This window comes from Halomonas rhizosphaerae (assembly GCF_030010555.1).
Classification (GTDB): domain Bacteria; phylum Pseudomonadota; class Gammaproteobacteria; order Pseudomonadales; family Halomonadaceae; genus Halomonas; species Halomonas rhizosphaerae.
On sequence record NZ_JASCQP010000028.1, the window covers coordinates 213,941 to 239,587 of the forward strand.

Consider the following 25,647-nt stretch of genomic DNA (forward strand, 5'->3'; position numbering starts at 1 on the left):
GCCATGCCGGTTCGGGATGACGCTAGCCGACGTGGAACTCGTCCGGCTCGTGGGTCTCGATCACCTCGAACTCCACATGGGTGACCCGGGCCCCGTCCGGCCCCTTCCATAGCCACTCGGCGAGTCGCTTGACCGCCTCGCGCTTGCCGCACATCAGCACCTCGACCCGCCCGTCCGGCAGGTTGATCGCATGGCCGGTGATGCCGGCCCTGAGGGCCTGCTCCTGGGTCGCCCGGCGGTACCAGACCCCCTGCACCTTGCCCGTCACCAGCGCTCTCGCGCAGCACTTGTCCATGGCCATCTCCTCTGTCGTCGCGATCGGTGGTGCGATCCTTTCTACCAGTCGGGCCACGTGCGGGGCCAGCCCCCGGGCTTCCCGTCCGGGGAGCGATGCCCTAGTCTTGTCACTATCCCCGGACGCCACACGGCCACAAGCCCTCCGCGGCCGAGGATCGCCCTACCCGGGCTAAGACAACCACAATGATCATCCTCACGAGGGAGTTCCGCCATGCCGGTCTTCGACCACCCCGAGTTCGACCACCACCAGCAGATCGTCTTCGGCAGCGACGAGGCGAGCGGCCTGCGCGCCATCATCGCCATCCACGATACCGCTCGCGGCCCCGCCCTGGGCGGCCTGCGCATCTTTCCCTATGCCAGTGATGCCGAGGCACTGACCGACGTCCTGCGCCTCTCCCGCGGCATGACCTACAAGTCGGCCCTCGCCGACCTGCCGCTGGGCGGCGGCAAGGCGGTGATCATCGCCGACCCGCGCCGTGACAAGACGCCCGAACTGCTGCGTGCCATGGGCCGGCTGGTCGATGGCCTGGGCGGCGCCTACATCACCGCCGAGGACTCGGGCACCGGCGAGGCCGACATGCGGCTCATCGCCGAGGCCACCGAACACGTCGGCGGCCTGCCACGCCACGGCGCCGCCTCGGGCGACCCCTCGCCGTTCACGGCCTGGGGGGTGTTCTGCGCCCTCAAGAGCGCCGTACGCCATGGCCTGGGGCGCGATGACCTGACGGGGGTGCGGGTGGCGGTGCAGGGGGTCGGCAATGTCGGCGCCCACCTGGCACGCCACCTCCATGCCGCCGGCGCCCGGCTGGTGTTGACCGATGTCGATGCCGCCGCCCTGGCCAAGCTCGCCGAGGAGCTCGGTGCCGAGGCCGTGGCACCGGCGGCGATCGCCGATGCCGAGGTCGACGTGTTCGCTCCCTGCGCCCTGGGGGCCGCCCTCTCGGAGGCGGTGGTCGACCGCCTGAAGGCCAGGGTAGTGTGCGGGGCCGCCAACAACCAGCTGGCCTCCCCGTCGATCGCCGAGCGGCTGATGGCCCGCGGCATCCTCTATACCCCGGACTACGTGGCCAACGCCGGCGGTGTGATCGAGATCGCCTGGCAGCGTCGCGATGACTACCGCCGCGATGCCGTCATGGCGCATATCGAGGGCATCGGGGCCACCCTGAACGAGATCTTCGCCCGCGCCGACCGCGAGGGTCTGAGTCCCGCCACCGTGGCCGACGATCTGGCCCGGGAGCGTTTCCGTCCGGCCGGCTGAGGCGGACTCGCCTGCTTGGTGTTATGACCCCGAAGGCCGGCCATCGCCGGCCTTCGTTGCGTGGGGCGCTCGGGGGGCCGCGCTCACTCCTCCAGCAGCTCGTGGCGGACCAGTACCGCGGAATTGCGCGGCACCACCGCCTTGCCCAGAGCCAGCAGGTGGCACTTGGTGAAGGCGGCGCCGAACAGCAGGATCAGCGAGCTGTAGTAGACCCACAGCAGGATCATTACCACCGACCCGGCGGCGCCGTAGGTGGAGGCCGTGGCCGTGTAGGCCAGGTAGATGGCGATGCCCCAACGGCCGATCGCGAACAGCACGGCGGTGACCACGGCGCCGACCAGCACGTCCTGCCAGCGCAGCACCACGTCCGGCAATACCTTGAAGATGGTGGCGAAGAGCGCGGCGATCACCGCCAGCGAGACCAGGAACTCGGCGCCGGTGGTCAGCAGCCCGACGAAGGGCAGCAGGTCATCGGCCGCCTTCAGCATGGCCCGTATCACCACCCCGAGTACCAGCGACACCAGCAGAATGAAGCCGATGGAGAGCACCACGGTCAGCGACAGCAGGCGGTTCTTGAGGAACTTGAGGGCGCTGTTGCTGCTGGGCCTAGCCGTCACGCCCCAGAGGGTATTCAGCGAGAACTGCATCTGGGCGAAGACGGTGGTGGCACCGACCAGCAGGGCCCCCACCCCGAGCAGCGTCGGCAGCAGGCCGGACTCCTCGATGCGCGACTGGGCGACCGCCTGCTCGATGGCGGCGGCGGCGTCATGGCCCATGGTGCCCTGCAGCTGGGCGACGATCTGTCCATGGGCGGCCTCCTCGCCGAGCACCACGCCGATCACCGTGACGGCGATGATCATCGTGGGGGCCAGGGAAAAGAGCGTATAGAAGGCCAGCGAGCCGGCATAGCTGAAGGCGTTGCGCTCCAGCCAGAGCTTGCCCGCCCCCCGCACCACCCGCCACCAGAACAGCCCCGCTTGCCTGATGGTCGTTATGCTCGCCTTGATCATGCCGTTCCCCGCGTCCCCGTCGTTTCCTTCAGCATACCCGAATGTAGCCAGCCCGCCGAGACCGGCCCCAATTGCAGCAGCCGGCGGGCCTGACCATAATGGGCTCCGCCCATCCCGCCCCCTCTTCCCAGGAGCGCCCATGACCGCACGACCGGACGCCGACAGCCCGCCCGACTTCGATTGTCTGGTGTTCATCGGCCGTTTCCAGCCTCCGCACCTGGGGCACCTGGCGGTGATCCGCGAGGCCCTGCGCCACGCGCGCCAGGTCATCGTGCTGGTAGGCTCCGCCTGGCAGGCACGCTCGCTGCGCAACCCCTGGCGCTACGAGGAGCGCCTGCGCATGCTGCGCAGCGCCTTCGAAGAGGAGGAGAATGCCCGGCTCGAGGTCGTGCCGCTGCTCGACGCCCTTTACAACAACGATGTCTGGGTGCGCGACGTCCAGCGCAAGGTACGCGACATCGCCAGCCCCGAGCACGCCCGTCTGCCGCGTATCGGCCTGATCGGCGCCAGTCGGGGCCAGTCCAGCTACTACCTTGCGCTGTTCCCGCAATGGGAATCGGTCAGCGTGCCCCTGGTGGAAGGCATCTCGGCCAGCCGCATCCGCGATCGACTGTTCCGCTCCGTCTCATCGGCGGAGGATTACCTGAGCACGCACGCCGCCCACGACCTGCCCCCCGGGGTGGTGGCACGGATACGCGACTTCCTGGAGGAAGCGCCCTACGGGCAGCTGGTCGAGGAGCAGCACCTGCTGGACCAGTACCGCCAGGCCTGGTCCCAGGCCCCCTACCCGCCGATCTTCGTTACCGTGAATGCCGTGGTGGTGCAGTCCGGGCATGTGCTGCTGGTCAGGCGTACGGCCGCGCCCGGCAAGGGGCTCTATGCCCTGCCCGGCGGCTTCATCAGTCCCCATGAACGCCTGATGGATGCCTGCCTGAGGGAGCTGCGCGAGCGGGTGCGCCTCAAGGTGCCCGAGGCCGTGCTCAAGGGCTCGCTGCGCGGCCAGCGGCTGTTCGACGAACCCCACCGCAGCTGGCGGGGGCGCACCCTGGCCGAGGCCTTCTACTTCGCCCTGCGTCCCGAACAGCAGTTGCCCCAGCTCAAGCCGGTCCGGGGTGGTGACCATGCGCGCTGGGTCCCCCTGGCCGACCTCGACCCCGAGGGCCTGTTCGAGGACCACTTCTTCATCATCCAGGACTTCCTGGGACTGCCGGCGGATTTCGACCGTCCCTGATGCGCCATGGCAACGCGCCGGCAGCCGGCGCCATCAGGCCTGGAGGAAATCGCGGGGCAACTTCATCATCTGCCGCCACAGCTTCTCGACCCCCGGCTTGTGCACCAGCGAGCAACGATAGAGGCGGATCTCCAGTGGCACGTCCCACTGCTCGCCACCGGCCCGCACCAGGCGCCCATCCTTGAGCTCCTGGCGGATGCAGAAGTCGGGTATCCAGGCCATGCCCATGCCCTGCATCACCATGCCCTTGAGCCCTTCGGCCATGGCCGTCTCGTAGACGGTTCTCAGGCGCATGCGCAAGGGGTCGTTCTTGAGCAGCATGCGCACGCTGCGCCCCAGGAAGGCGCCCTGGGTGTAGGCCAGATAGGGAATCGACTCCTGCCCCTCCAGCGGGAAGCGTGGTCTGCCCTGCGCGTCGGGCAGGCAGACCGGCAGCATCTTGACCTGGCCGATGGAGAAGGAGGGAAAGACCTCGGCATCGAGTTGCATGCTGGCGTAGGGGTCGTAATAGGCGAGCATCAGGTCGCAGTTGCCCTCGCGCAGCACATGGATCGCGTCGCCCACGTTCATGGCCACCAGCCGCGTCGGCAGCTCGCCGAGGCCCTGCTGCAGGCGGGAGATCCACTGGGGGTAGAAGCTCAGCGCCAGGGAATGGGCGGCGACGATATCCAGCGCCTCGTTGGCCATGGCCAGGCCACGCAGGTGGCCGAGGCTCTCGTTGAGCTGCTCGACGATGTTGCGGGCGGTGACCAGGAACAGCTGCCCCTCGGGGGTCAGGTCCACCGGGGTGGTCGAGCGGTCGACCAGGGTCACGCCGACCGCCTGCTCCAGGGAGCGGATGCGCCGGCTGAAGGCCGGCTGGGTGACATGCCGCTGACGGGCCGAGGCGGAAAAGCTGCGCGTACTGGCCAGGGCGACGAAGTCTTCCAGCCACTTGGTCTCGAGGTTCACCAGGACTCCCCAGGATGTCTGCGTGCACGACTCCCCCCGGGAGCCTTCGAAGCCCGCTAATGTACCCCAGCGGCGGCCGGGACCCAAGCTGCCTTACTGGATCGGCGAGAGCAGGTAGGCCGCCCGGGACAGCAGCTTGCGCCACAGGGGACGGCGGGTCAGCTCCTCGAGGGCCACGCGACGGCAGTTGGTGAAGTCATGCTCGAGCATCAGACGCACCTCGGCGGCGAACTGCCGGTCGGGCACGACGGCGGTGATCTCGAAGTTGAGACGAAAGGAGCGGTTGTCCAGGTTGACCGTGCCGACACTGGCGGCGGCATCGTCGATCAGCATCACCTTCTGGTGCAGGAACCCCGGCTGGTAGCGGTAGACCCTGACCCCGGCACGCAGCATGTCGGGCAGGAAGGAGAAGGCCGAGAGGAAGACCAGCAGATGGTCGGGGCGTTCGGGCATCATGATGCGTACGTCCACCCCGCGCATCGCCGCCAGGCGCAGGGCATCCTGCACCCCCTGGTCGGGCACGAAATACGGGCTGGTGACCCAGAAGCGTTCGTGGGCGCTGTGAATCGCATGCTGCACCAGCAGGCTCGCCGTCTCCTGATAGTCCGCCGGCCCGGAGGGCACGATCACCACATTCTGGTCGGCGTCTCCGCTCGGCCGGGGCGTCCAGGTCAGGGTGATCATCTCGCCGGTGGCCCAGTGCCAGTCCTCCCAGAAGGCCTCCTGCAGCCCCAGCACGCTGGGGCCGGTGAGCTTGAGATGCGTATCGCGCCAGTGGCCGTGGCGGGGGTGCTGTCCGAGGTACTCGGTGCCGACGTTGAAGCCCCCCAGCCACCCTTCCCGGCCATCGACCACCAGCACCTTGCGGTGGTTGCGGAAGTTGAGCTGGAAGCGATGCTTGAATCCTCGGGAGGAACGGAAGGCGCTGACCTCCACGCCGGCCTCGGCGAGATCGCGGAGGAAGCGATCACCGAGCCCGCGACTGCCGATCTCGTCATACAGGAAGTAGATGCGCACGTCGCGCTCGGCGGCCCGCTGAAGCCGATGCTTGAGTTCGATGCCCAGGGCATCGTCGCGGACGATGAAGAACTGGATGAGGACGTACTCCTCGGCCGCCTCGATCCCGGCGAAAAGGCTGTCGAAGGTGGCCTCGCCGTCGATCAGCAGCTCCGCCCGATTGCCCCGGGTCAGCGGCATCATCGCCAGCTGTTCCACGGCGCGGATATCCGCATCGCCGGGCTCGGGCAGGTAGGGATCGAAGCGGTCGCGGTAGCGTTCCAGCAGGCGGCGCAGCACGGTGTCGCGCTCGCCCCGGGCCGAGACATAGCCATAGAAGCGCGGCCGGCCGAAGATCCAGTAGGCTGGCACCGCCACGTAGGGCATGGTGATCAGCGAGATGATCCAGGCGATGGCGCCCTGGGAGGTACGGCTGGACATCAGGGCCAGCACCGCCGAGACGAAGCCCAGCAGGTAGGTCAGGAAGATCGCCAGGCCGATCAGCCAGGAAGTCATGGTCGAATCCCCGTTCCGTGGGAGGACGGCAGCGCCGTCCGGAAAGCAGTGACTTGCAGCATACCCCCAACGACGACGGCCCCACCAGATGGCGGGGCCGTCGTCAGCACGGGACGATCAGGCGCGCTCGGCGATGATCTCCTTCCACTTGGCGGGGCCGGTCTGGTGCACCGAGGTGCCCTGGCTGTCCACGGCCACGGTCACCGGCATGTCCTCCACCTCGAACTCGTAGATGGCTTCCATGCCCAGATCCTCGAAGCCGACCACGCGGGCCTTCTTGATCGCCTGGGCGACCAGGTAGGCGGAGCCGCCCACGGCCATCAGGTAGACCGCCTGATTGTCGCGGATCGCCTCGATGGCCGCCTCGCCCCGCTCGGCCTTGCCGACCATGCCCAGCAGGCCGGTCTCCTCGAGCATGGTGCGGGTGAACTTGTCCATGCGGGTCGCCGTGGTCGGGCCAGCCGGACCGACGACCTCGTCACGCACCGGATCCACCGGGCCCACGTAATAGATGAAACGTCCCTTCATGTCCACGGGCAGCGGCTCGCCCTTGGCGATCATGTCGACCATGCGCTTGTGCGCGGCATCGCGACCGGTGAGCAGCTTGCCGTTGAGCAACAGGGTATCGCCGGGCTGCCAGGTCCGCACCTCTTCCGGGGTCACGCTGTCGAGGTCGACGCGCTTGACGTTGTCACCGGCCTCGCGGGTGATCTCCGGCCAGTCCTCGAGCTTCGGCGCCGGCAGTGCCGCGGGACCGGAGCCGTAGAGGGTGAAGTGGGCGTGGCGCGTGGCGGCACAGTTGGGAATGATCGCCACCGGCTTGTTGGCGGCGTGGGTCGGGAACTCCTTGACCTTGATGTCGAGCACCGTGGTCAGGCCGCCGAGGCCCTGGGCGCCGATGCCGCTCCGGTTGACCCTGTCGAACAGTTCCAGGCGAAGCTCCTCGGCACGATTGGCGGGACCGCGAGCCTGGAGCTCCTGGATGTCGATGGGGTCGAGCAGCGCCTCCTTGGCGATCTCCATGGCCTTCTCGGCTGTGCCGCCGATGCCGATGCCGAGCATGCCCGGCGGGCACCAGCCGGCGCCCATCTTGGGCAGCTGCTCCATCACCCAGTCGACCACGCTATCGGAGGGATTGAGCATGGCGAACTTCGACTTCGCCTCGCTGCCGCCCCCCTTGGCCGCCACATGCACCTCGACGGTGTCGCCGGGCACCAGCTTGTGGTGGACGACGGCCGGGGTGTTGTCGCCGGTGTTCTTGCGGGCGCCGTCCGGGTCGGCCAGCACCGAGGCGCGCAGCACGTTGTCGGGCAACTGGTAGGCGCGCCGTACGCCCTCGTTGATCATGTCGTCGAGGCTCATGTCGGCCTCGAAACGCACGTTCATCCCCACGTGCACGAAGACGGTGACGATGCCGGTATCCTGGCAGATCGGCCGCTTGCCGAAGGCACACATCCGCGAGTTGATCAGGATCTGGGCGATGGCGTCCTTGGCCGCCGGGTTCTCCTCGCGCTCGTAGGCGGCCGCCATGGCGTCGATGAAGTCCTTCGGGTGGTAATACGAAATGTACTGCAGGGCATCGGCGACGCTCTGGATCAGGTCGTCCTGGCGAATCACGGTCATGGGCAAGGAGCTCCTTGGCGTTGTCGGCATGCCTGCGCCGGGGCGCTCGAAGGGCGCAGCGGCGGGGCTTGAACGGCGGGCATTATACCCTAGCCCCTCGGCTGTCGACATTGGTATGGCCAAAGGTCTGAGTCGATGGAAGTGAGTTACAGAGGAAGATAACGGTATAAAACTATCCGGTGGATCAACCCGCTGGCTGGCAGAATGGACAAAGGTAGAACCGCCGGGAGGCCACCATCACCCGCTTGATGGCCGTGCCGCAGGCGTGGCACGGCAGGCCCTCGCGCTCGAACACGGCAAAGCGCCAGCGGCGGCGGGAGGCACCACTCCGCCGCTCGGCCGCCGCCCACTCGGGGCGGTTGGTCACCCCGGCCTGGTCGTAGGCCTGGCGGGTCAGCTCGAGGATACGGCGAACCAGCCGCTCGAGGGCCGCCTCGTCCAGATCCATGGGCCTCACCTTATAGTGGAGGCCGGCGAAGAACAGGATCTCCGAGCGCAGGTAGTTGCCAATGCCGGCGAATAGCGACTGGTCGAGGAGCAGCCCGCCCAGTCCGCGCCGCCGGAAGCGCGCCTCGAGAAGCCTCGCCCTGGCCTGCTCCATCGTCACGCCGTGGGTCAGCAGGTCGGGGCCGAGTCGCGACAGGAAGGGGTGGTCGCCAAGCCTCTCCCCGTCCCATAGGGAGACGTCCGAGGCGCTGAAGAGGCTCGCCGCCCTGCCCTGCGCCACCAGGCGGACACGCAGCGAACGGTTGGTGTCCGGCTCGCGGTCGGCCGCGTGCAACTTCCAGACCCCGTAGAGCTGGTTGTGGGAGTAGAGCACGCGGTCGTCATCGAAGCGCGTCAGCAGCGCCTTGCCCCAGCTGTCCACGGCGATGACCTCGCGCCCGATCAGCGAGGCGGCCTGCTCGGCCAGGTCGGGAAAGGCGAACCAGGCATCGTCGAGCCGCCGGCCGGCAATCTGGCGATGCACGCGGTCCGCGGCACGACGGATCTCGGGGCCTTCGGGCATGGCGGGCGCCCGTCAGGCGGAACCCAGGAGCAGCTGGCGCTCCTTGAGCTCGTGCAGGCGGTCGCGCAGCCGGGCGGCTTCCTCGAACGCCAGGTTCTGCGCCGCCTCGTGCATCCCGTCCTCGGTTCGCGAGATCTCCTTGAGCAGTTCACTCGGTGACAGCTCCGCAGGGTCGTAGAGGGCCTCGCGCTCGGCCACCTTGCGCTCGCCCTTGCGTCCCTTCTTCTTCCCCGGGGCCTGGGCGGCCTCCATGATGTCGGCCACCGAGCGCGTCACCGTGGTCGGCGTGATGCCGTGGGCCTCGTTGTGGGTGACCTGCTTGTCGCGGCGGCGCTGGGTCTCGTCCATGGCGCGGCGCATGGAGTCGGTGATCCGGTCGCCGTAGAGGATCGCCTTGCCGTGGGCGTTGCGTGCCGCCCGGCCCATGGTCTGGATCAGCGAGCGCTCGTTGCGCAGGAAGCCCTCCTTGTCTGCATCGAGGATCGCCACCAGCGACACCTCGGGGATGTCGAGTCCCTCGCGCAGCAGGTTGATCCCCACCAGGACGTCGAACTTGCCCAGGCGCAGGTCACGGATGATCTCTACCCGCTCCACGGTGTCGATATCGGAGTGGAGGTAGCGTACCCGCACATCGTGCTCATCCAGGTACTCGGTGAGGTCCTCGGCCATGCGCTTGGTCAGGGTGGTCACCAACACCCGCTCGCCCACCTCGCTGCGCAGACGGATCTCCGAGAGCAGATCGTCCACCTGGGTGGAGGCCGGGCGCACCTCGATCTCGGGGTCGAGCAGGCCGGTGGGGCGCACCACCTGCTCGACCACCTGGCCGGCATGCTCGGCCTCGTAGGGCCCGGGCGTGGCCGAAACGAAGATGGTCTGCGGGCAGATGCGCTCCCACTCCTGGAAGGTCATCGGGCGGTTGTCCAGCGCCGAGGGCAGCCGGAAGCCGTACTCCACCAGCGTTTCCTTGCGCGAGCGGTCGCCCTTGTACATGCCGCCCACCTGGGGAACGCTGACGTGGCTCTCGTCGATGAACAGCAGGGCGTCACTGGGCAGGTAGTCGAAGAAGGTCGGCGGCGGCTCGCCCGGGTTGCGCCCGGAGAGGTAGCGCGAGTAGTTCTCGATGCCGTTGCAGTAGCCGAGCTCGAGCATCATCTCGATGTCGTAGAGGGTGCGCTGCTCCAGGCGCTGGGCCTCGACCAGCCTGTCGTGCTTGCGCAGCCAGTCCAGCCGCTCCACCAGTTCCGCCTTGATCGCATCGATGGCGCCGAGGATGGTCTCCCGGGGCGTGACGTAGTGCGACTTGGGGTAGATGGTCATGCGCGGCACCCGGCCCCGCACCTCGCCGGTGAGCGGGTCGAAGAGGCTGATGGTGTCGATCTCGTCATCGAAGAGCTCGACGCGCACCGCCTCGTCCTCGGCGTCGGCCGGGAAGATGTCGATGACATCGCCGCGCACCCGGTAGGTGCCACGCTTGAAGTCCATGTCGTTGCGCGTGTACTGCAGCTCCGCCAGGCGGCGCAGGAACTTGCGCTGGTCGATCAGCTCGCCGCGGGTGAAATGCAGGCGCATCTTCAGGTACTGGTCGGGATCCCCCAGGCCATAGATCGCCGACACCGAGACCACGATGATGGCGTCGCGGCGCTCCAGCAGCGCCTTGGTCGCCGAGAGGCGCATCTGCTCGATATGGTCGTTGATCGAGGCATCCTTCTCGATGAAGGTGTCCGACGAGGGCACGTACGCCTCGGGCTGGTAGTAGTCGTAGTAGGAGACGAAGTACTCCACCGCGTTGTCGGGAAAGAACGCCTTGAACTCGCCGTAGAGCTGTGCCGCCAGGGTCTTGTTGGGCGCCATGACGATGGTCGGCCGCTGCAGGTGCTCGACCACGTTGGCCATGGTGAAGGTCTTGCCGGAGCCGGTCACGCCGAGCAGCGTCTGGTGCGCCAGCCCCGACTCCAGCCCGCTGACCAGCTCCCGGATGGCGGTGGGCTGGTCGCCGGCGGGCTGGAACTTGGACTGCAGGCGGAAGGGCTTGCTCATGGCGGCTCCAGGGACGGGGCAGGCGCCTGCACGGCGCCCGGGGTGGAACGAGTTCTGGCCGGGGTCAGGCCTCGGCTGTGCTGTCGACGGTGCGGGTGGTCACCTCCACGGTGGACGTGGTCATCAGCCGGTGGATCGGGCACTTGTGGCTGATCTCCTCCAGGCGGACCCGCTGCTCGGGGTCGTCGATGCCATGAAAGGTCATCGCCACGTCGAGCCGGTAGGTCCCGTGGCGCTCCTGGCTGTCGTCCCTGTTAACCGTGACGCTGATCCCCGTCAACGGCCACTGCTTGCGCCGGGCATACATCATGGAAGTGATCGCCTTGCAGGCACCGAGCGAGAGGTCGAAGTAGTCATGGGGATCCGGGGCACTGCCCTCCCCGCCATAGGCCACGGGCACATCGACGTAGAGATCGTCGAAACCGTCCAGTTCGACCCGCTGGCGGTAGATATGCTTGCGTTCGCTGACGACTTCAATGGTCTTCTTCATCACTTGACCTCGATACCCAAGTTGAGAGACTGCACCGCCTTGATCAGCGCCTCACGCCTGGCGTGCCCTTCCACCTCGGCCCCGTGGCGGCCAACCTCGACACTGTCGACGCCGTCCAGCATCATCAGGGCAGTGGTGATGCGGTTGACCTGATCGGCGTTCTCGACGCCCTGAAAGCTCAATGACTGATGGGCCATGGGCGGCTCCTGACGCGGCATGAATGAGCGGGAAGGTCCGAGTCTAGCATGCCACCCGCGCGCCGGGCAGCGCTTGCAATGTCGCCCTCCCGCCCGCAACTAGTGCAGATGACCATGCCTGACGCCGAACCAAGAGGAGCCCGGAAATGATGGATTGGATCGCTGCCACAGGCGGTCGGCAGGAGGCCGAATACCGGGTGACCTTTGACACCCCCGATGCACCCCGGCTGGCCCTGGATGCCACCGTGATGACGCCCCTCGCCCACCTCGGGGTGCTGGACGTCGAAGGCCCCGATGCCGAGACCTTCCTGCAGGGCCAGACCAGCGCCCAGGTCTCGCTGGCCGACGGCGGCCTCGCCCCGCTGACCTGCTTCTGCACGCCCAAGGGGCGGATGCTGGCCAACGCCCAGCTGATGCGCGTCGCCCCGTCGCACTACCGCCTACTGATGCACGCCAGCCTGGTCGCCTCCCTGGCCGAGCACCTGAAGAAGTTCGCCCCCTTCTACAAGGTCGAACTGCATGTGCGCGACGACCTGGCGCTGCTGGGGCTGATCGGCCGCGAGGCCTCCGCGCTCGCCGAGGTGCGCTTCGATATCCTGCCGCCCCGGCCCTGGCACCAGGCCGGTGATGACGAACTCCAGGTGCTGGCGCATCCGGGACCCCGACCACGCCTGCTGGTCTGCCTGCCGGCCGACCGGGCCGAGGGGGCCTGGCAGTGGCTGAAGGCGCACGCCACGCCGGTCGGCAACGCCGTGTGGCGGCTGCACGACATCCAGGCGGGACTGGCCTGGCTCGAGGCCGACCAGCGCGACACCTACCTGCCGCAGATGATCAACTGGGAGGCGCTGGGCGGCATCAGCTTCAAGAAGGGGTGCTATACCGGCCAGGAAGTGGTCGCCCGCGCGCACTTCCGCGGCCAGGTCAAGAAGCGGATGGTGCGTGCCCAGCTCGACGGCGGGCTGCTGCCGGAGGCCGGCAGCGCCATCGAGGACGCCGACGACCGGCGCCTCGGCGAGGTGCTGTGCGCCGAACTGGACGCCTATGGCGAGGCCGAGGTGCTGGCGGTAATGAGCACCCGGGAACCCGCCCTGCCGCTGCGTTGCGCCGGGCAGAAGCTCAAGCTGCTCAAGCTGCCCTACCCCGTCGAGCGCCTGGACCCGGAGAGTCTGGCGGAAAGGACCTAGTCAGCAGCGGAACAGGCGGCGGGCGTTAGCGGTACTGTCCGTCGCTACCTTGTCGGTATCCTGACCTCGCCGCCTGGCTACCGCCCGGCAGACCTCGGCGACCCGTGCCGGCTCGTTGCGCTCGCCTCGATGGCCGGCCAGCGGCATGTCGGGGCTGTCGGTCTCCAGCACATAGCCGTCGTCGGGCAGCGAGGCCACCGCGCGGTGCAGCCGCTTTGCCCGATCGAAGGTAACGGCGCCGCCCAGGCCGACGACGAACCCCAGGTCGAGGAACTTCCTGGCCTGCTCCGGGGAGCCGGCGAAGGCATGGATCAACCCGCCGCCGCGGAGGTCCAACTGGCCAAGGCGCTTGGCCACCTGGTCGTTGGCGTGCACGCAGTGGATCACTACCGGCAGCTCCCGCGCCTTGGCCAGGCGAAGCTGGGCATCGAACAGCCGCCACTGCGCATCCAGGGTCTCGGCAAAGCGCGCATCGATGCCGCACTCGCCCACTGCCACTACCGCCGGATGCGCGTCCAGCGCCTGCGCCAGGGCCTCAAGGTCCTCGTCGCGATGGGTGTCCATGAAATAGGGGTGCAACCCCAGACAGATGCTGACGTCGCCGCGCTCACCCAGCGCCTGCACATTGGGCCAGCGGGCCCGGGTGGTCCCCGGCACGACGAAATGCGCCACACCCTCCGCCCTGGCCCGCTCGACCACCGCCTCGCGGTCGGCGTCGAAGTCGGGAAAGTCGAGGTGGCAGTGGGCATCGATCAGCATCGGAAACGTCTCCGAAGAGGAGCCTTACAGTCGCGGCTTGCCCGGCGACAGCCCTTCGCGGAGGCGCTGTGAACCCATCCCTGGGCGCTACCGATGCCATCCCTGGCATAGGACCTCCGCTTCGGGCTATCCCCGGCGCCGCTCGCTTGGGCCCGATTCTATTGGCGGCCTGGCGCTCAGTGCTCCCGGGTGGGCTGGAAGCGGATCTCCGGCCAGCGCTCCTGGGTCATCTGCAGGTTCACGCGCGTGGGGGCGATATAGGTCAGGTAGCCGCCGCCGTCGATGGCCAGGTTGGCGCTGGCCTTGCGCTTGAACTCCTCGAGCTTCTTGGCGTCGTCGCTGTAGATCCAGCGGGCGGTGTTGACGTTCACCCCTTCATAGACACAGTCGACCTTGTACTCCTCCTTGAGGCGATGGGCGACGACGTCGAACTGCAGGGTACCCACGGCACCGAGGATCAGGTCGTTGTTGTCCAGCGGCATGAAGACCTGGGTGGCCCCCTCCTCGGAAAGCTGCTGCAGCCCCTTCTGCAACGCCTTCATCTTCAACGGATCCTTGAGGCGCACGCGCTTGAAGAGCTCCGGGGCGAAGTGCGGAATGCCGGTGAAGCGCATGTCCTCCCCCTGGGTGAAGGTATCGCCGATCTGGATGGTACCGTGGTTGTGCAGGCCGATGATGTCCCCGGGCCAAGCCTCCTCCACCTGGGAGCGGTCCGAGGCCATGAAGGTCAGGGCATCGGCGATCTTGACCTCCTTGCCGATGCGCACGTGGCGCATCTTCATGTTCTTGTCGTACTTGCCCGAGCAGACCCGCAGGAAGGCGATGCGGTCGCGGTGGTTGGGATCCATGTTGGCCTGGATCTTGAAGACGAAGCCGGTGAAACGCTCGTCCTCGGCTTCCACCGTGCGGGTATCGGTCTCGCGCGGCTGGGGAGGCGGCGCGTACTCGACGAAGCCGTCCAGCATCTCGCGCACCCCGAAGTTGCCCATGGCGGTCCCGAAGTAGACCGGCGACAGCTCGCCTCGCAGGTAGGCCTCGTGGTCGAATTCATGGGAGGCGCCACGCACCAGTTCCACCTCCATGCGCAGCTCCTCGGCCTGCTCCTCGCCGAGCACGGCGTCCACCTCGGGGTTGTCGAGCCCCTCGATGCGCCGGTCATCGGGGATCTGGCTGCCCTGTCCCTGGGTGTAGAGGTGGATCACGTCATTGTGGAGGTGATAGACGCCCTTGAAGTGGCGGCCCATGCCGATCGGCCAGGTCATGGGGGCACACTGGATGTTCAGCACTTCCTCTACCTCGTCCATCACCTCGACGGGGTCGCGGACGTCGCGGTCCATCTTGTTGATGAAGGTGAGGATCGGCGTGGTGCGCAGGCGACACACCTCCATCAGCTTGATGGTCCGGGCCTCGACGCCCTTGGCGCCGTCGATCACCATCAGCGCCGAGTCCACCGCGGTCAGGGTGCGGTAGGTATCCTCGGAGAAGTCCTCGTGGCCGGGCGTGTCGAGCAGGTTGACGATGCGCCCGCCATAGGGGAACTGCATCACCGAGGTGGTCACCGAGATGCCGCGTTCCTGCTCCATCTTCATCCAGTCGGAGGTGGCGTGGCGGTCGTTGCGCTTGCTCTTCACCGAGCCGGCCATCTGGATGGCATTGCCGAACAGCAGCATCTTCTCGGTGATGGTGGTCTTGCCGGCGTCCGGGTGCGAGATGATCGCGAAGGTTCTGCGCAGCCCGACTTCACGGGCCAGGGTGGGGTTTGACATCAATGCGGTGCCTGGTCAGGACTCGAATGGGATTTCGAACGGTCATCATGATACCGCGACAGGCCAGGGGTCTGCACCCCGCATACCCCAGAGGCCGGGCGCCAGCATTCGCCCGGCTATCTGGGGCAACGTTCGATGATGAGCAGGGTCTTTTCATCGAGTCCCAGTGTCCCTAAGGGATCCGAGACTCCCGCTTCTCTGAGCCAGCGCAGCTGCAGCCGGTAGGCTTCCCCCTCGAGGATGCCGGGGGTCCGCACATTGGTATCGTCCAGGTTATGGACCTGGAAATGGTGGGTCAGCTCGTGAAGCAGATAACTCCTGTCGACAGGATCGTCACGGTCGAACGCGTTATCGAGATAAATGATCTTCTCGGCAGGGGCGTAGGCGCCCTTGATCAGGGTGGCCAGCGGCTCGGGGAAGTCGGGAAAGCATCGCTGCTGAAGTCGGGACTGGCTCTCGAACAGGATCCCGGGTATCGGGGGTTCCCGGTAAGCCGTCCGTGCCGCCAGCCAGGCACTCATGTTCCTGACCAGGGGCTCAAGGGAAGGGGCTGGCCTTCCCTCCGGGAGTTCAGGCGACCCCGATGACGCGAGAGGAGCCGCCAGCAACAGCATGGCGACAAGCAGCCAGCACGTGTGCCGGCCTCGCCATGACGGCATGACTGCGACGACCGCGAGAGGCCAGCATGTCGCCAGTACAGCCGCCGTGAACGAACGCAACATCCCCACACTCTGCGGCCCGGAAGGAAAACGCCGGTGTCTGCCCGCCCTGCAGATACCTCGTTGAGACATCACTGCAGTCTAGTTGACCGCAGCAGGCAGGGGAGAAATCCCATGACGCATCGCGAACCGGCCGACCAGGCTCATCGCCTGGCGGCGTGCCTGGCGAAGAGCCCAGCCGTGGCCGCTGGACGACCGCTTCGCGATATCCTCCATCGATGATCCTCAGGGCCGCCTACCAGGGCAGCGACTCGCCGTTGCTGTGCCAGAAGCCGCCACTGGTCGCCAGGGTGAGTGCCGTGATGCGCTCGGCAATCCCTTCGGCGGCCTCCTCCGGGGTGATCAGGCCGCCGAAGTTGACCATGCGCGTCTGCACATAGCCCGGATGCAGCTGGGCCACGGCAATGCCCCGAGGCGCCAGGTCCACCGCCAGCGACTTGCCGAAGGCGTTCAGCGCCGCCTTGGAGGCGCGGTAGCCGTAGCGACCGCCGGCGTCGTTGTCGGCGATGGAGCCCATGCGGCTGGTGATGTTGGCGACCTTGGCGCCCTCGCCCAGGCAGGGCAGCAGCACCTCGGTCACCCGCAGCGGGGCATAGGCATTGATTTCCATCTGCGCCCGGATGGCATCGAAATCGAGCGCCCCCAGCGACTCGTCGTGGAGCATCCCGGCATTGTTGATCAGCAGGTCCAGCGGCCGGCCGGCGAGTGCCTCGGCGAGTCGGGCGACGTCCGCTTCCCGGGTGACGTCGATGCCGTCGATGACCCGGCTCGCCACCTCGGCGAGCTCGGCGGAAGCGTGGCGACAGACGCCGATCACCTGCCAGCCCGCCTGGTGATAGTGACGGGCCAGCGCCAGGCCGACGCCGCGGTTGGCGCCGGTGATCAGTACGGTGGAAGCCATGTCATCTCCTCTCGAAGGTCCGGGGGCCGGCCGGGATCAGTCCCACGCCGGGGCGAAGTCCGGATCGGCGATGCGCTCGCCGCGATCCAGGCCCGCGATCGCCTCGAGTTCGTCCTCGCCCAGGGTAAGGTCGAGGGCCGCCAGGTTGCCCGCCAGGTGCTCGCGACGGGTGGACGACGGGATGGTCACCACGCCACGCGACCGGGTCCAGGCCAGAGCCACCTGGGCCGGCGAGACGCCATGGGCCTCGGCGATGCCCTTCAGGGTCTCGTCCTCCAGCACCTTGCCCACGGCGAGCGGCATGTACCCGGTGACGGTCAGGCCGCGCGCCTGGCAGTGCTCCACTACCGCACGGTTCTGCAGGAAGGGATGCACCTCGACCTGATTGGTCAACAGCGCGTCCGGACCGAGGATCTCGAGGGCCCGGTCGACCTGGGCGATGGTGAAGTTGGAGACCCCGATGTGACGCGCCTGGCCGGCCTGCTGTACCTCGCGCAGGGCCGTCAGGTAGTCGGCCATGGGCACGGCGTCGTCCGGCGAGGGCCAGTGGATCAGCAGCAGGTCGACGTAATCGGTGCCGAGTTTCTCCAGGCTCTCCTGGACGCTGGCCTTGAGGGACGCGGGCGCGAGGCGGTCGTGCCAGACCTTGGTGGTGACGAAGAGCGACTCGCGCGACACCTCGCTCTCGGCGATGGCCTCGCCCACGTCCTGCTCGTTGTCGTACATCTGGGCGGTGTCGATGTGGCGGAATCCCAGTGCCAGGGCATCGTGGATCACCCGCTTCAGGGTATCGCCCTTGAGGCGGAAGGTACCGAGGCCGGGATTGGGCAATATCGGGGTGCTCATGGGATCTCCTTCTCGTGCCATGGTGTCGATGCGACTCCCTCCTAGGTGCGGCGCTCGACGGCCGACTTCAAGGGCCCGCCTGCACGCGGCCATCCCGGCTGCCGGACGTGACCTACACTGAAGGCCATCATCGGGGCATAGCGAAGCCCTCCGGCACGGCCATGGGACGAGACATCGGCATGGAACCCAATCACCGCTTCAACGTGATCTACGTGATCATCGCCGTGATGCTCTTCCTGACGTTCCAGAGCGTCTATCGCGACTGGCAGACCACCGAACCCATCCCCTACTCGGAATTCACCCGGCTGCTGGAGGAGGGACGGATCGCCGAGGTGCAGGTCGGCGACGACCGCCTCACCGGCACCTTCACCGCCCCCCTTCCCGACGGCCGCACCGCCTTCACCACCAACCGCGTCCCGCCCGATCTGGCCGACCGGCTGGCGCAGCACGACGTCACCTTCAACGGCCGTCCGGAGAGCCCCTTCCTGACCGTCCTGCTGTCGTGGTTCCTGCCGCTGGTGCTGCTGTTCGCGATCTGGTCCCTGCTGATCCGCCGGATGACCGGTGGCGGCGGGATCGGCGGGATGATGTCCATCGGCAAGTCCAAGGCCAAGGTCTACGTGGAGACCGCCACCAAGGTGACCTTCGAGGATGTCGCCGGGGTCGACGAGGCCAAGAACGAACTCCAGGAGGTAGTGGCCTTCCTGCGCGACCCCGAGCGCTACGGCCGGCTCGGCGCCCATATTCCCAAGGGCATCCTGCTGGTCGGCCCGCCGGGTACCGGCAAGACGCTCCTGGCCCGGGCCGTGGCGGGGGAAGCCGGGGTCCCCTTCTTCTCCATCTCCGGCTCGGAGTTCGTCGAGATGTTCGTCGGGGTCGGCGCCGCGCGGGTCCGCGACCTCTTCGAGCAGGCCGGCAAGGCCAAGCCGTGCATCATCTTCATCGACGAGCTGGATGCCCTGGGCCGCGCCAGGGGCCCGGGCATCCTGGGTGGCCAGGACGAGAAGGAGCAGACCCTCAACCAGCTGCTCTCCGAGCTCGACGGTTTCGACCCTTCCACGGGCATCGTGCTGCTGGCCGCCACCAACCGGCCGGAGATCCTCGACCCCGCCCTGCTGCGTGCCGGCCGCTTCGACCGCCAGGTACTGGTCGACCGCCCCGAGCGCAAGGGCCGTCGGCAGATCCTCGAGGTGCATATCGGTAAGATCCACTCGCTGGCGGCCGACGTGGACCTGGACCATATCGCCTCGCTGACCCCCGGCTTCACCGGGGCCGATCTTGCCAACCTGGTCAACGAGGCCGCCCTGCTGGCGACCCGCCGGGACAGCGAGGAGGTGGCCATGGAGGACTTCACCAACGCCATCGAGCGCATCGTCGCCGGCCTGGAGAAGAAGAGCCGCCTGCTCAACGACCACGAGCGGTCCGTGGTGGCCCACCACGAGATGGGCCACGCCCTGGTGGCCGCCTCCCTGCCGGGCATGGACCCGGTGCACAAGGTGTCGATCATCCCCCGCGGCGTCGGCGCACTGGGCTACACCATCCAGCGGCCCACCGAGGACCGTTTCCTGCAGACCGTCAGCGACCTGAAATACCGCATGGCCGTACTGATGGGCGGCCGCGCCGCCGAACGGCTGGTCTTCGACGAGGTCTCCACCGGGGCCGCCGACGACCTGGCCAAGGTCACCGAGATCGCCCGTGACATGGCGACCCGCTTCGGGATGGCGGACGAGGCCGGCCAGGTGGTCTACGAGAAGGACCGCCAGGCCTTCCTGGGCGATGTCTACGGCACCAGCCAACGACATGACTACTCCGAGGCCACCGCCCGGGAGATCGACCTCTCGGTCCGCCAGCTGGTGGACGAGGCCTATGCCCTGGCCCGCGAGACCCTCGGCGCGCGCCGCCAGGACCTGCTCCAGGGCGCCGCCCTGCTGCTCGAGCGCGAGACGCTCACCGCCGACGAGTACCCGCCGATGAAGCCATCCCTCCCCGCCGGGAACGCCTCCGACGCCGGTCCATGACGCCGCGGCCGCGCCTCACACCCCGAAGGGATAGGTGTCGGGGATGGCCTCGCGCTGCCAGCTTGATCCCGGTGCCAGCGGCTCGACGGCCGTGGTCTCGTCCAGGTGGTAGAGGGCATCGAACTGCTCGGCCAGGCAGGCGCGAAAATAGTGGCTGCCCCGCTCCGTCTCCGGGCGATAGATCACCCCGATCGCCCGCTCCAGCAGACTCTCCTCGAGCGGCTCGGCCCGCGTCGGCGAGAGAGGCAGGTAGAAGCGGTCGAGCCCGCTGCGATGGAAGAGCCGCTCGACGCTGCCCTCGAGCGACGGGCGTACCCAGCGATGCTCGGCGGGTCCATCCCAGTCGCGGGCGGCCGTGACATGGCCGGTATGCGTGGTGAACCCCACCAGCAGCACCCGCTCGGCACCGAAGCGCTGCCGCGCCAGCTGGCCGACGTTGTGCTGCGCCTGGCGCCAGCCCATCTCGGTGGCACGGGCGTCACCCAGGTGCGAGTTGTGGGCCCACACCACCACCTTGCCCGCTCCCCCCTGTCGACGCAGGTGGTCGTGCAGTTCAACAAGGGTCTCGGTCATGTGGCTGTCACGCAGGTTCCAGGTATCGACACGGGCGCCGAACATGGCCCGGTAATAGGCCTCGGCATTGACCACCACCCGGGCGTTCTGCTCGGCGAAGAACTGCGCGTCGATAGCCCGGCGACCGTCCGCCTCGAGGTAGTCGGCAGCCCGCTCCATCAGCCGGACCTGCAGGCCCACGGCCGCCCGCTCGCAGGAGGGGCTCAGGCCGAAGGCCACGTTGCGCCCGTAGTGGAAGGGGTCACCGCGATGGTCGAGACAGGCATAGCCCCGGCGGGCCACCTCGGCCTGCTCGGGGTCGACGCGCGCCAGGTAGTCGATCACCGCCTCGGCCGAGCGATGCAGGCTGTAGAGGTCCATGCCGTGGAAGCCGGCCTTCGTCGCCAGCGGCTGGCGGGCATTGTGCCGGCGCAGCCAGGCGATGAAGTCGCGTACCTCATGGTTGCACCACATCCAGTGGGGAAAGCGCTGGAAGTCCGCGAAGGCATCGTCCAGGGAATCCTCGCCCCCGCCACGCACGTAGCGGTCGAGCCGCAGGGCATCGGGCCAGTCGGCCTCCACCAGCACCGCCTCGAAGCCCTTCTCCTCGATCAGCCGCCGGCTGATCTCCGCGCGCAGGCGATAGAACTCGGCCGTGCCGTGGGAGGCCTCGCCGAGCAGCACGAAGGGTCGCTCGCCGACCCGTTCCAGCAGCGCGTCATGGTCGCTGGCGCGGCCGTCGAGCCGCAGGGCGCGCTCACGGACACAGGCAAGGGGGGTCGTCATGGCAGGCACCTCCGGGAGAACGCATCGAGCCCTACTCCGGGAGTCTAGTCCGAGCGGCGCCGGACGGCAGGTGTTCCTGTCCGGTACGCCCCAGGCGCACTCGCAGTCGCTCCAGGTAGCTGAGCAGCACCGGGATCACGGCCAGCACCAGCAGGGTCGAGAAGGCCAGGCCGAAGGCGATGGAGACCGCCATGGGGATCAGGAACTGCGCCTGCAGCGAGGTCTCGAAGAGCAGCGGCGTGAGCCCGCCGATGGTGGTCAGCGAGGTGAGCAGCACGGCGCGCACGCGCTGCACCACCGCCTCGTTGAGCGCCGCCTCGATGGCCAGCCCCTGGTGACGCTGGTGGCGGTAGAAGGCCACCAGGATGATGGCGTTGTTGACCACGATGCCCGAGAGGCCGAAGAGCCCGAACAGCGAGAGCATGGTCAGGTTGAGGCCCAGCACCCAGTGCCCCAGCAGGGCGCCGACCAGCGCCAGCGGGATGATCGTCATGACGATCAGCGGCAGGCTCCAGGAGGCGAAGACCCAGGCCAGCACCACGTACATCAGCCCCAGGCCAATCATCAGCCCGGTGCGCATGTCGGCGAAGGTCTCGCGCTGGTCGGCGGCGCGCCCCTCGAAGCTGTAGCGCAGGCGGTGCGTGCTGGCAAGACTCGGCAGCACCTCGGCGGAGACCGCATCGAGCACGCGCTCGGCGGAGGTCGTCTCGGTGTCGAGCTCGGCGGTAACCTCCACCGCCAGGCGGCCATCGGCATGGCGCAGTGCCTCGAAGCCCTGGCGATGGTCCAGGGCCATGACCTGATCCAGCGGCACGAAGCGTCCGTCGGGGACGCGCACGGCGAGACGCGACAGGGTCGAGAGCCGCTCGCGCTGCGCCCGGGGCAGCAGCACCCGCACCTCGATCTCGTCGGCGCCGTCCTGGTAGATCTGCACCAGCCGGCCATCGAAGGCATCCCTGAGCTGCCGGCCGAGATCGGCGGTGGTCAGCCCCAGGGCCTCGCCCTGGGCGTTGACCCGGTAGATCAGCTGCTCACGCCCCCAGGGCATGTCGTCCTCGGTATCGAGCACGCCGGGCAGCTCGCGCAGCGAACGGGAGAGCGACTCGGCGGCGGCCTTGAGGGCACCGGCCTCCTCGCCGGTCAGACGGATGTTGACGTCCTTGCCCGGCGGGCCCGCGGCGCGCTCGTTGATGGTCAGGTTCTCCAGCCCCGCCGGATCGGCGAGGCGCGAGCGCCAGGCGCGGATGAACTCGGCATTGCGCACCTCGCGGTCGTCCGAGGGGGTCAGCTCCACCATCATCGAGCCTACGTTGTCGCCGCTGCGCGCCTGCATGCCGCTGGCGAGCGTCGCTCCGTGGCGGGTCACGGCGTGCTGGACCAGGTTGCCCCCCAGGGCCTGCTCGGTCTCCTCCAGCGCCGCCTGCATGCGGGCCAGCAGCTCATCGACCCGCTCGCTGTCGGTCCCCGCCACGAAGCTGGCATTGGCATAGAGCACGTTGGGCTCGGGCGTGGGGAAGAAGTTGAACTCCAGACGCCCGCCGGCCAGCAGGCCCAGGGTGAAGAGCACCACCGCCGCGGCCGAGGCCAGGGTGGCGCCGCGGTGGCGCAGGGTCAGCGCCGAGAAGCGCCGGAAGGGTCCCTCGCGGAAGCGATCGAAGGCCGCCTCGAAGCGCTCCCGCGGCCGCAACAGCGGGTGGCGCCGACGCGTCTGGCCCGGCACGAAGGCGTTGCGAAGGTGGGCCGGCAGCACCACGAAGCACTCCAGCAGCGAGGCGATCAGCACGCAGATCATGATCACCGGGATGTCGCCGAGGATGTTGCCGATCACGCCACCCACCAGCAGCAGCGGCATGAAGGCGGCCACCGTGGTCAGCGACGAGGCCAGCACCGGCCAGAACATGCGCCTGGCCGCCCCCTCGGAGGCGTGCCGGGCAGGCTCGCCCATGCGGAAGTGGGCGTCGGCGTCCTCGCCCACCACGATGGCGTCATCGACGATCACCCCCAGGGCCATGATCAGCGCGAACAGCGACATCATGTTGATCGACCCGCCGATCCCCCAGAACACTGCCATGGCCGCCATGAAGGCCGTGGGGATGCCGATGGCCACCCACAGGGCCACCCGGGCGGGCAGGAAGAAGTAGAGCAACAGCAGGACCAGCACCAGGCCACCGAGACCGTTGCTGATCAGCAACCCGATACGGTCGGCGATCAGCTGCCAAGTCTCGTCGTGGACCTCGAACGCCACGGTGGGCGGCAGCTGGGGACGGGTCTCCGCCAGCCAGCTCGCCAGCACGTCGGCGGCGGCCAGGGAATTGCCGTCCTCGCTTCGCTGCAGCATCAGTTCCACCGCCGGATGGCCACCACGGCTCAGGGTCACCTGCTGCTCGCGGGACTCCTGGCGAATGGTGGCGATGTCGCCCAGCCTAAGTTGCACCCGCTCGCCGCTGAGCACCGGCAGGTCGGCGAAGGCGCGCTCGTCTCGGCGCTGCTCAACGGCACGCAGCTCGCGTGTGCTGTCCTGCTGGCCGAGCAGTCCGGCCGGCAGGTCCCGGGACATGCCCTCGACCCGCTCGGCTATCTCCGCGAGACTCAGCTGCAGCCCCTGGAGCCGCTCCGCGGGCACCTCGATGCTGATCTGCTGCTCGGGCAGGCCGCTGATCTCCACCCGATCGATGCCCCGCTGCAACAGCTGGTCCTCGTAGCGATTGGCCAGGTGACGCAACTCCTCGTGGCTCACCTCGCCATGCACCAGCAGTCGGGCCACCGGCTCGTAGCGGGCGGCCCGGGCGACCCGCGGCTCCTCGGCGTCGGCCGGCAGGTTGGTGAACTCGTCGACCTGCTGGCGGACGTCATCCAGGGCCAGGATCGGGTCGCTGCCCTCCGTGAACTCCAGGGTGATGCTGGAAACCCCCTGGGCCGAGGTGGAGGTCATCCGCGAGAGGCCGTCGATGCTGCGCAGGCGCTGCTCGAGGGGCACGGTGATGCCCTGCTCGATGTCTTCCGCCGAGGCGCCGCTCCATACCGTGCGCACGCTGACCACATCCAGGGCGAAGGAGGGGAAGAACTGGATGTTCATGCGTGACAGGCCCAGCACCCCGCCGAGCAGCATCACCAGCATGACCAGGTTGGCGGCGACCCGGTGGTGGACGAAGAAGCCGATCAGCCCGCGCCGTCGGCTCATGGCCGGCCCTCGTCGCCGGCGTCAGCGGTCTCGACCCGCAGGCCCTGGAGGGCATTGGGCAGGTGGGTGGTGATCACCCGGTCGCCCTCGCCGAGCGAGTCGCCGCTGACCAGCGCCCAGCGCTCCCCGTCGTCGCGGACCACCTCACCGTGACGGGTCACCGCCAAGCGCCGCATCCGGCCCTCGTCGTCCATCAGGTAGAGGACATCGTTGCCATACAGGGCGCTGTCGGGCACCGGCAGGCTGTCGGGCACCGCGGGCCGCGCCAGCGACACGGCCAGCAGGCTGCCGGGCCGCAATCCCGCCCCGCCAGCCGCGAGGCGGAAGATCGCCTCGGTGCCCGCGGGGTCGCTCTCCCCGGCCAGGCCGACCAGCGCGAAGCGGGCGCTGCCCTCGCCGGTGGCCTCGAGCCGCAGGCCCTCGTCCAGGGCGTGGAGCAGCTCGGCCTGGTGACGCCGCGGGATGCGCGCCCGCAGCTCCAGCCCCTCCCGGGGATAGACGCTGAGCAGCTCGCCGCGGGCGGCCACCTGATCGCCCGGCGCCACCCGGATGCGCGTGACGATGCCGTCGAAGGGCGCCTCGACGCGGCTGCGCTCGGCATCGCGACGGGCGGCGGCCAGGGCGGCCGAGGCGCGCGCCAGCCCGGCCTCCAGGCCGTCGAGGCGAGCCGGGTGCTCGGCGATGGCGCGCTCCCGGGCTGCCACCGTCACCCCGGCCCGGGCCAGCTCGTTGCGGGCCGCATCCAGATCGGACTGCGAGGCGAGGCTACGCCCCACCAGGGAGCGGGTGCGCTCCAGCTGGCGACGGGCGGTGTCGAGCAACTCGCGCTCGCGCTCCAGGGTCGCGAGGTCGCTGTCATGGCGCACCCGCTCGCTCGAAAGCTGGGCCCGGCGATCGGCCACCTCGGCCTCGGCCTGCGCCAGCGGAGGGCGCACGTCGGCCTCGTCCAGGGCCACCAGCAGCTCGCCGCGGGCGACCCGCTGACCCTCGCGCACCGGTCGCTCGGCGATCCGCCCGGCCAGCGGCGCGGTGACGGTGAGCATCTCGGGGGCCGTCACCTCGCCATAGAGCGGCAGGGCCGGCGCATGGCGGCCGGGCGCGGCCACCAGGGTCTCGACCCGCCAGCTGCGCTCCTCCGGCGTGACGCTGGCGCTCTCCGGCCGGGTGGCCCGCAGCCACAGGAAGGCCGCCACACCGAGGGCCAGGATCAGCAGGGGAAGCAGGCGTCTGAGCATCGGGCAGGGGTCCACCGGTCATATCAACAGGCCCCAATATACCGCCATCGACAGGGGATTGTCGGCGCCCGAGGCCGACGGGCGA

General features: G+C 68.5%; 21 protein-coding genes. 4 read left to right on the forward strand and 17 right to left on the reverse strand.

Annotated features, from left to right (window positions below):
* Positions 1-22: 22 nt before the first annotated feature.
* Entirely contained in the window at positions 23-295 is a 273-nt protein-coding gene (locus tag QLQ83_RS13215) for an acylphosphatase (protein WP_282735982.1), read from the reverse strand.
* A 213-nt stretch (positions 296-508) separates the two neighbouring features.
* Here QLQ83_RS13215 and QLQ83_RS13220 point away from each other — a divergent pair, with 213 nt between their 5' ends.
* A complete protein-coding gene (locus QLQ83_RS13220; protein ID WP_282735983.1) occupies positions 509-1,555 on the forward strand; it encodes a Glu/Leu/Phe/Val family dehydrogenase in 1,047 nt (348 codons plus the stop codon).
* Positions 1,556-1,638: 83 nt separating this feature from the next.
* Here the strand turns inward: QLQ83_RS13220 and QLQ83_RS13225 are convergent, their stop codons facing one another.
* Positions 1,639-2,565 carry a YihY/virulence factor BrkB family protein gene (locus tag QLQ83_RS13225; protein WP_282735984.1) on the reverse strand — a complete coding sequence of 309 codons (927 nt, stop codon included), beginning with the start codon at positions 2,563-2,565 and terminating at the stop codon, positions 1,639-1,641.
* Between the two features lie 139 nt (positions 2,566-2,704).
* On the opposite strand from QLQ83_RS13225, the gene QLQ83_RS13230 reads away from it, so the two are divergent.
* A complete protein-coding gene (locus QLQ83_RS13230) occupies positions 2,705-3,796 on the forward strand; it encodes a bifunctional nicotinamide-nucleotide adenylyltransferase/Nudix hydroxylase (protein ID WP_282735985.1) in 1,092 nt (363 codons plus the stop codon).
* 33 nt (positions 3,797-3,829) lie between these two features.
* Here QLQ83_RS13230 and QLQ83_RS13235 read toward each other — a convergent pair whose 3' ends face one another.
* The 7 genes from QLQ83_RS13235 to QLQ83_RS13265 form a co-directional block, all read right to left on the reverse strand.
* On the reverse strand, positions 3,830-4,747 hold the full coding sequence (locus tag QLQ83_RS13235) for a LysR substrate-binding domain-containing protein (protein ID WP_282735986.1): 918 nt from the start codon (positions 4,745-4,747) through the stop codon (positions 3,830-3,832).
* A gap of 93 nt (positions 4,748-4,840) precedes the next feature.
* A complete protein-coding gene (cls, locus tag QLQ83_RS13240; protein WP_282735987.1) occupies positions 4,841-6,259 on the reverse strand; it encodes a cardiolipin synthase in 1,419 nt (472 codons plus the stop codon).
* Between the two features lie 117 nt (positions 6,260-6,376).
* Complete coding sequence (locus QLQ83_RS13245; RefSeq protein WP_282735988.1) at positions 6,377-7,882, reverse strand: fumarate hydratase; 1,506 nt, start codon at positions 7,880-7,882, stop codon at positions 6,377-6,379.
* Positions 7,883-8,066: 184 nt separating this feature from the next.
* A complete protein-coding gene (gene nei, locus QLQ83_RS13250) occupies positions 8,067-8,891 on the reverse strand; it encodes an endonuclease VIII (protein ID WP_282735989.1) in 825 nt (274 codons plus the stop codon).
* 12 nt (positions 8,892-8,903) lie between these two features.
* Complete coding sequence (uvrB, locus tag QLQ83_RS13255; RefSeq protein WP_282735990.1) at positions 8,904-10,928, reverse strand: excinuclease ABC subunit UvrB; 2,025 nt, start codon at positions 10,926-10,928, stop codon at positions 8,904-8,906.
* A gap of 64 nt (positions 10,929-10,992) precedes the next feature.
* Positions 10,993-11,418: an OsmC family protein gene (locus QLQ83_RS13260; protein WP_282735991.1), complete on the reverse strand. Its 426-nt coding sequence runs from the start codon at positions 11,416-11,418 to the stop codon at positions 10,993-10,995.
* Entirely contained in the window at positions 11,418-11,615 is a 198-nt protein-coding gene (locus tag QLQ83_RS13265; protein ID WP_282735992.1) for a hypothetical protein, read from the reverse strand. Before QLQ83_RS13265 ends, QLQ83_RS13260 begins: the two co-directional genes overlap by 1 nt.
* Positions 11,616-11,761: 146 nt before the next feature.
* On the opposite strand from QLQ83_RS13265, the gene ygfZ reads away from it, so the two are divergent.
* Positions 11,762-12,799, forward strand: a complete 1,038-nt coding sequence (gene ygfZ, locus QLQ83_RS13270; RefSeq protein ID WP_282735993.1) for a CAF17-like 4Fe-4S cluster assembly/insertion protein YgfZ — start codon at positions 11,762-11,764, stop codon at positions 12,797-12,799.
* Here ygfZ and QLQ83_RS13275 read toward each other — a convergent pair whose 3' ends face one another.
* From QLQ83_RS13275 to dkgB, 5 genes are all read right to left on the reverse strand, one after another.
* Positions 12,800-13,558: a TatD family hydrolase gene (locus QLQ83_RS13275; RefSeq protein ID WP_282735994.1), complete on the reverse strand. Its 759-nt coding sequence runs from the start codon at positions 13,556-13,558 to the stop codon at positions 12,800-12,802. It abuts the gene before it with no gap.
* A 176-nt stretch (positions 13,559-13,734) separates the two neighbouring features.
* The gene (locus QLQ83_RS13280; protein ID WP_282735995.1) at positions 13,735-15,324 is read right to left on the reverse strand and encodes a peptide chain release factor 3; all 1,590 of its coding nucleotides are present in this window, start codon (positions 15,322-15,324) and stop codon (positions 13,735-13,737) included.
* Positions 15,325-15,440: 116 nt separating this feature from the next.
* Complete coding sequence (locus QLQ83_RS19495) at positions 15,441-16,115, reverse strand: DUF6647 family protein (protein WP_326521412.1); 675 nt, start codon at positions 16,113-16,115, stop codon at positions 15,441-15,443.
* Positions 16,116-16,278: 163 nt separating this feature from the next.
* Complete coding sequence (locus QLQ83_RS13290; protein WP_282735997.1) at positions 16,279-16,944, reverse strand: SDR family oxidoreductase; 666 nt, start codon at positions 16,942-16,944, stop codon at positions 16,279-16,281.
* A 36-nt stretch (positions 16,945-16,980) separates the two neighbouring features.
* Positions 16,981-17,790 (reverse strand): 2,5-didehydrogluconate reductase DkgB, encoded by an 810-nt coding sequence (gene dkgB, locus QLQ83_RS13295; protein WP_282735998.1) that lies wholly within the window; start codon positions 17,788-17,790, stop codon positions 16,981-16,983.
* A 179-nt stretch (positions 17,791-17,969) separates the two neighbouring features.
* On the opposite strand from dkgB, the gene ftsH reads away from it, so the two are divergent.
* A complete protein-coding gene (gene ftsH / locus QLQ83_RS13300) occupies positions 17,970-19,808 on the forward strand; it encodes an ATP-dependent zinc metalloprotease FtsH (protein ID WP_282735999.1) in 1,839 nt (612 codons plus the stop codon).
* Between the two features lie 15 nt (positions 19,809-19,823).
* On the opposite strand, the gene QLQ83_RS13305 is transcribed toward ftsH, so the two are convergent.
* Genes QLQ83_RS13305 through QLQ83_RS13315 form a run of 3 tightly spaced genes read right to left on the reverse strand, consistent with a single transcriptional unit; the run spans position 19,824 to position 25,562 of the window.
* Positions 19,824-21,146, reverse strand: coding sequence for an erythromycin esterase family protein (locus QLQ83_RS13305; protein WP_282736000.1), 1,323 nt, complete (start codon positions 21,144-21,146; stop codon positions 19,824-19,826).
* A gap of 31 nt (positions 21,147-21,177) precedes the next feature.
* On the reverse strand, positions 21,178-24,327 hold the full coding sequence (locus tag QLQ83_RS13310) for an efflux RND transporter permease subunit (protein ID WP_282736001.1): 3,150 nt from the start codon (positions 24,325-24,327) through the stop codon (positions 21,178-21,180).
* The gene (locus QLQ83_RS13315) at positions 24,324-25,562 is read right to left on the reverse strand and encodes an efflux RND transporter periplasmic adaptor subunit (protein ID WP_282736002.1); all 1,239 of its coding nucleotides are present in this window, start codon (positions 25,560-25,562) and stop codon (positions 24,324-24,326) included. The genes QLQ83_RS13310 and QLQ83_RS13315 overlap by 4 nt, the downstream gene beginning before the upstream one ends.
* Between the last annotated feature and the right edge of the window lie 85 nt (positions 25,563-25,647).

What these genes read in the sequence shown, in the direction of transcription:
- QLQ83_RS13215 (WP_282735982.1), bottom strand. Translation starts at nt 295, where the DNA reads ATGGACAAGTGCTGCGCGAGAGCGCTGGTGACGGGCAAGGTGCAGGGG.
- QLQ83_RS13220 (WP_282735983.1), top strand. Translation starts at nt 509, where the DNA reads ATGCCGGTCTTCGACCACCCCGAGTTCGACCACCACCAGCAGATCGTC.
- QLQ83_RS13225 (WP_282735984.1), bottom strand. Translation starts at nt 2,565, where the DNA reads ATGATCAAGGCGAGCATAACGACCATCAGGCAAGCGGGGCTGTTCTGG.
- QLQ83_RS13230 (WP_282735985.1), top strand. Translation starts at nt 2,705, where the DNA reads ATGACCGCACGACCGGACGCCGACAGCCCGCCCGACTTCGATTGTCTG.
- cls (WP_282735987.1), bottom strand. Translation starts at nt 6,259, where the DNA reads ATGACTTCCTGGCTGATCGGCCTGGCGATCTTCCTGACCTACCTGCTG.
- QLQ83_RS13245 (WP_282735988.1), bottom strand. Translation starts at nt 7,882, where the DNA reads ATGACCGTGATTCGCCAGGACGACCTGATCCAGAGCGTCGCCGATGCC.
- nei (WP_282735989.1), bottom strand. Translation starts at nt 8,891, where the DNA reads ATGCCCGAAGGCCCCGAGATCCGTCGTGCCGCGGACCGCGTGCATCGC.
- uvrB (WP_282735990.1), bottom strand. Translation starts at nt 10,928, where the DNA reads ATGAGCAAGCCCTTCCGCCTGCAGTCCAAGTTCCAGCCCGCCGGCGAC.
- QLQ83_RS13260 (WP_282735991.1), bottom strand. Translation starts at nt 11,418, where the DNA reads ATGAAGAAGACCATTGAAGTCGTCAGCGAACGCAAGCATATCTACCGC.
- QLQ83_RS13265 (WP_282735992.1), bottom strand. Translation starts at nt 11,615, where the DNA reads ATGGCCCATCAGTCATTGAGCTTTCAGGGCGTCGAGAACGCCGATCAG.
- ygfZ (WP_282735993.1), top strand. Translation starts at nt 11,762, where the DNA reads ATGATGGATTGGATCGCTGCCACAGGCGGTCGGCAGGAGGCCGAATAC.
- QLQ83_RS13275 (WP_282735994.1), bottom strand. Translation starts at nt 13,558, where the DNA reads ATGCTGATCGATGCCCACTGCCACCTCGACTTTCCCGACTTCGACGCC.
- QLQ83_RS13280 (WP_282735995.1), bottom strand. Translation starts at nt 15,324, where the DNA reads ATGTCAAACCCCACCCTGGCCCGTGAAGTCGGGCTGCGCAGAACCTTC.
- QLQ83_RS19495 (WP_326521412.1), bottom strand. Translation starts at nt 16,115, where the DNA reads ATGTCTCAACGAGGTATCTGCAGGGCGGGCAGACACCGGCGTTTTCCT.
- QLQ83_RS13290 (WP_282735997.1), bottom strand. Translation starts at nt 16,944, where the DNA reads ATGGCTTCCACCGTACTGATCACCGGCGCCAACCGCGGCGTCGGCCTG.
- dkgB (WP_282735998.1), bottom strand. Translation starts at nt 17,790, where the DNA reads ATGAGCACCCCGATATTGCCCAATCCCGGCCTCGGTACCTTCCGCCTC.
- ftsH (WP_282735999.1), top strand. Translation starts at nt 17,970, where the DNA reads ATGGAACCCAATCACCGCTTCAACGTGATCTACGTGATCATCGCCGTG.
- QLQ83_RS13305 (WP_282736000.1), bottom strand. Translation starts at nt 21,146, where the DNA reads ATGACGACCCCCCTTGCCTGTGTCCGTGAGCGCGCCCTGCGGCTCGAC.
- QLQ83_RS13310 (WP_282736001.1), bottom strand. Translation starts at nt 24,327, where the DNA reads ATGAGCCGACGGCGCGGGCTGATCGGCTTCTTCGTCCACCACCGGGTC.
- QLQ83_RS13315 (WP_282736002.1), bottom strand. Translation starts at nt 25,562, where the DNA reads ATGCTCAGACGCCTGCTTCCCCTGCTGATCCTGGCCCTCGGTGTGGCG.